Raw genomic sequence first — 4,283 nt, 5'->3', positions numbered from 1 at the left:
GCTTGGCTCTCCTGTTCCCTTCGCGGGCGGCCGGGCCGCCCTTATTTCCTTGCCGGATCAGGCGTATTTCGCCTGGATCTCGTCCGAGATGTTCTGCGGCACCGCCTCGTAGTGGTCGAACTGCATCGTGAACACCGCGCGGCCCGAGGACATCGAGCGCAGCGTGTTGATGTAGCCGAACATGTTGGCGAGCGGGACCATCGCCGAGATCGCGATCGCGTTGCCCCGGGTGTCCTGACCCTGGACCTGGCCGCGACGGCTGGTGAGGTCGCCGATGATGCCGCCGGTGTAGTCCTCGGGCGTCACCACCTCGACCTTCATGATCGGCTCGAGCAGCTTGGCGCCGGCCTTGCGAAGGCCCTCGCGCATCGCGGCGCGGGAGGCGATCTCGAAGGCGAGAACCGAGGAGTCGACGTCGTGGAACGCGCCGTCGGTCAGCGCGACCTTGAAGTCGATCACCGGGAAGCCCGCGAGCGGACCCGAATCCATCACGGACTGGATGCCCTTCTCGACGCCGGGGATGTATTCCTTCGGCACCGCGCCGCCGATGATCTTCGATTCGAACGAGTAGCCCTCGCCCGGCTCGGTCGGCGTGATCGTCAGCTTCACCCGCGCGAACTGGCCCGAACCGCCGGTCTGCTTCTTGTGGGTGTAGTCGATCTCGGCCGCCTTGGAGATGGTCTCGCGATAGGCCACCTGCGGCGCGCCGATGTTCGCCTCGACCTTGAACTCGCGCTTCAGGCGATCGACGAGAATGTCGAGATGAAGCTCGCCCATGCCCTTCATGATCGTCTGGCCGCTCTCGCGGTCGGTCTCGACGCGGAACGACGGATCCTCGGCCGCGAGCCGCTGCAGGCCCTGGCTCATCTTCTCCTGGTCGTTCTTCGTCTTCGGCTCGATCGCGATCTCGATCACCGGCTCGGGGAAGGTCATCGTCTCGAGCACGACCGGCTTGGCCTTGTCGCAGAGCGTGTCACCGGTGGTGGTGTCCTTCAGACCCGCCAGCGCGATGATGTCGCCCGCGAAGGCTTCCTCGATCTCCTCGCGGTTGATCGCATGCATCATCATCATGCGGCCGACGCGCTCGGTCTTGCCCTTGGTCGAGTTCAGGAGCTGGTCGCCCTTGCGGATCACGCCCGAATAGATCCGGGTGAAGGTGAGCGAGCCGACGAACGGGTCGTTCATGATCTTGAAGGCGAGGCCCGAGAAGGGCTCGGCGTCGTCGGCATGGCGCGCGATGTCGCGGGTTTCCGTCTCGTCGCCGGGCGCGAAGCCCATGTAGGCGGGCACGTCGAGCGGACCCGGCAGGAAGTCCACGACGGCGTTCAGCATCGGCTGCACGCCCTTGTTCTTGAAGGCGGAGCCGCAGAGCACGGGCACGAAGGCCATCGCGAGCGTGCCCTTGCGGATCAGGCTCCGCAGCGTGGCGACGTCCGGCTCCTCGCCTTCGAGATAGGCTTCCATCGCCGCGTCATCCATCTCGACGGCGAGCTCGATCATGGTCGCACGCATCTCGGCGGCCTGGTCGGCGAGCTCGGCGCGGATCGGCTGACGGGTCCAGGTCGCGCCCAGATCCTCGCCCTTCCAGGTCCACTCTTCCATCGTGATGAGGTCGACATGACCCTCGAGCGCGTTCTCGGCGCCGATCGGGAGCTGGATCGGGCACGGGGTGGCGCCGGTCCGGTCCTTGATCATGCGGACGCAGTTGAAGAAGTCCGCGCCGATCTTGTCCATCTTGTTGACGAAGACAATGCGCGGGACCTTGTAGCGGTCAGCTTGCCGCCAGACGGTCTCCGTCTGCGGCTCGACGCCCGCGTTCGCGTCGAGCACGCAGACCGCGCCATCGAGCACGGCGAGCGAGCGCTCGACCTCGATCGTGAAGTCGACGTGGCCGGGGGTGTCGATGATGTTGAAGCGGTACTTCGGCGAATTGGTCGAAACGCCGTCCTCGGTGCGCTCCCAGAAGGTGGTCGTCGCGGCCGAGGTGATGGTGATGCCCCGCTCCTGCTCCTGCTCCATCCAGTCCATCGTCGCGGCGCCGTCATGCACCTCGCCGATCTTGTGGCTCTTGCCGGTGTAATACAGGATCCGCTCGGTCGTCGTCGTCTTCCCGGCGTCGATATGCGCCATGATGCCGAAGTTGCGGTAGTGGTCGAGGGGATATTCGCGGGCCATCTGCCTGTTCCTATCTTCCGCCGTTACCAGCGGTAATGGCTGAACGCCTTGTTGGCGTCGGCCATCTTGTGGGTGTCTTCGCGCTTCTTCACGGCGGTGCCGCGCATGTTGGCGGCGTCGAGCAGTTCGCCGGCGAGGCGCTCTTCCATCGTGTGCTCGTTGCGGGCGCGGCTCGCCTTGATGAGCCAGCGGATCGCCAGCGCCTCGCGGCGCTCCGGGCGCACTTCGACGGGGACCTGATAGGTCGCACCGCCGACGCGGCGGGAGCGGACCTCGACCGACGGCTTGATGTTGTCGAGGGCCTCGTGGAAGACCTCGATCGGCTCGCGGCGCAGCTTCTGCTGCACGCGCTCCATCGCGCCGTAGACGATGCTCTCGGCGACCGACTTCTTGCCGTCGTGCATCAGGTTGTTCATGAACTTGGTCAGAACGCGGTCGCCGAACTTGGCGTCCGGCAGGACTTCGCGCTTCTCCGCGCTATGGCGACGAGACATCTCGAACTCTCCTTATTTCGGCCGCTTCGCGCCGTACTTGGACCGGCGCTGGCGACGGTTCTTGACGCCCTGGGTGTCGAGCACACCGCGCAGGATGTGATAACGCACGCCCGGAAGGTCCTTCACACGACCGCCGCGGATGAGCACGACCGAGTGCTCCTGGAGGTTGTGGGACTCGCCGGGGATGTAGCTGATGACCTCGAAGCCGTTGGTCAGGCGAACCTTCGCAACCTTGCGCATGGCCGAGTTCGGCTTCTTCGGCGTGGTGGTGTAGACGCGCGTGCAGACGCCGCGCTTCTGCGGGCAGGCCTGCAGGTGCATCGACTTCGAGCGCGTCGCTCTCGGCTGCCGCGGGTTGCGGATCAGCTGCTGGATCGTTGGCATTCGGTTCTAAACCCCGTCTAACCGTGTCTGTCGTGCGCGTTCAGCGCGTCTTCTGTTACGAAAGGCCCCCGCGCTTTCGCGCGAAATGCCAAAAGTGCCGCGCACGGACTCACCTTAACGGCAATCCGACGCGGCGAAATTCCAGAGGACTGGGGCTGCTCGCCCGAGTCGTGACCGCCCAAAACATGACTGTTTCGAAGGGGGATCCCTTCGGAGCGGGCGGAAACTAGTCCCAAAGGCCCGGAAATGTCAACCGCGATCCGGAGATTCGCCGCCTCGCCGGCCCGGTCACGTTATCCCCCTGTCATCGCACGAAGAATCCGGCCGCCCCCGGGGATCGCCGCCGGCGGCGGGAGGCGCCCTCCGCGCCGCCGGCGCCGATCGCGGGATTCGCGGCGCGCGGCTCAGCGCGCGCCCTCGCCGCCGCGCCGCTCGGAGCCACCCTCGAGCGCGAAGATCCCGATCCCGAGCGTCGCCGCCTGGGCGACGAGCGGGAAGGCCAGGAACGGCCAGGGCAGATCGGCGAACATCACCATGACCGCCCAGCCGCCATGGCTCGCCGACCACAGGAACCAGGGCAGCGGCGGCTCGCGCCCGGGATCGGCATAGGCCGCCGCGAGCGCCGGCCAGTGCGCGGCGAGGGCCGCGAGCCCGGTCAGGAGCGCGAGCACCGGCCCGATCTCGGCCCCGACTCCGATCCGGGCGGCGGGCGCCACCATGAGCGCGCCCCAGATCAGCGGTGCGAGGCTGAGCGCCAGCGCCGCGCGCACCGCGCCCTCCCGCGCCCCGGCGCGCCGCTCCCGGCCGGCCACGACGACCGCCCCCGCGAGCGCGACGGCGAGCGGCGCCGCGAGCGCCGCGGCCGGCACGCCGAGACACCATTCTATGGCGGCGAGCCCGAGCGCGGCGGCCGGCACCGGCGCCAGCGTCCCGCGCCGGGCGCCCCGCGCCGCGCGATGAAGCCCCGCCCCCAGCACCTGCGGCCCGGCCACCGCCGCCGCGAACCACAGTTCGGCGCCCATGTCGACGGCTCCCTGGTCCCACATGATTCCTTCCCCCTTCGATGTCGCGAATCGCTCTAGCGGGGGCGGCGTGACCGGGCCGTGACTCCCGTGATCGCGTGACAACGGCGCCAGTTCTTGCGTTTCTCGTGGTTTCCTCCTAAATGCGGCGCGCATCGTAAAACGGCTCCGCCTCCGCGCGGCCGCCGCGACAGCAGGAAAAGGCGAG

At 67.8% G+C, this 4,283-nt stretch carries 4 protein-coding genes; all 4 read right to left on the bottom strand.

From position 1 onward, the window contains the following. Positions 1 to 57 precede the first annotated feature (57 nt). On the bottom strand, positions 58 to 2,175 hold the full coding sequence (fusA, locus tag FJM51_RS23065; RefSeq protein WP_140456439.1) for an elongation factor G: 2,118 nt from the start codon (positions 2,173 to 2,175) through the stop codon (positions 58 to 60). Positions 2,176 to 2,198: 23 nt separating this feature from the next. Continuing rightward, complete coding sequence (gene rpsG / locus FJM51_RS23060; RefSeq protein ID WP_140456438.1) at positions 2,199 to 2,669, bottom strand: 30S ribosomal protein S7; 471 nt, start codon at positions 2,667 to 2,669, stop codon at positions 2,199 to 2,201. A 12-nt stretch (positions 2,670 to 2,681) separates the two neighbouring features. Further along, on the bottom strand, positions 2,682 to 3,053 hold the full coding sequence (gene rpsL / locus FJM51_RS23055) for a 30S ribosomal protein S12 (RefSeq protein ID WP_140456437.1): 372 nt from the start codon (positions 3,051 to 3,053) through the stop codon (positions 2,682 to 2,684). 404 nt (positions 3,054 to 3,457) lie between these two features. After that, the gene (locus FJM51_RS23050; RefSeq protein WP_140456436.1) at positions 3,458 to 4,099 is read right to left on the bottom strand and encodes a hypothetical protein; all 642 of its coding nucleotides are present in this window, start codon (positions 4,097 to 4,099) and stop codon (positions 3,458 to 3,460) included. Positions 4,100 to 4,283: the final 184 nt, after the last annotated feature.

The organism is Amaricoccus solimangrovi, from assembly GCF_006385685.1.
GTDB lineage: Bacteria > Pseudomonadota > Alphaproteobacteria > Rhodobacterales > Rhodobacteraceae > Amaricoccus > Amaricoccus solimangrovi.
The sequence above is the reverse complement of the archived record's forward strand: the minus strand, read 5'-3'. Positions and strand labels throughout refer to the sequence as shown.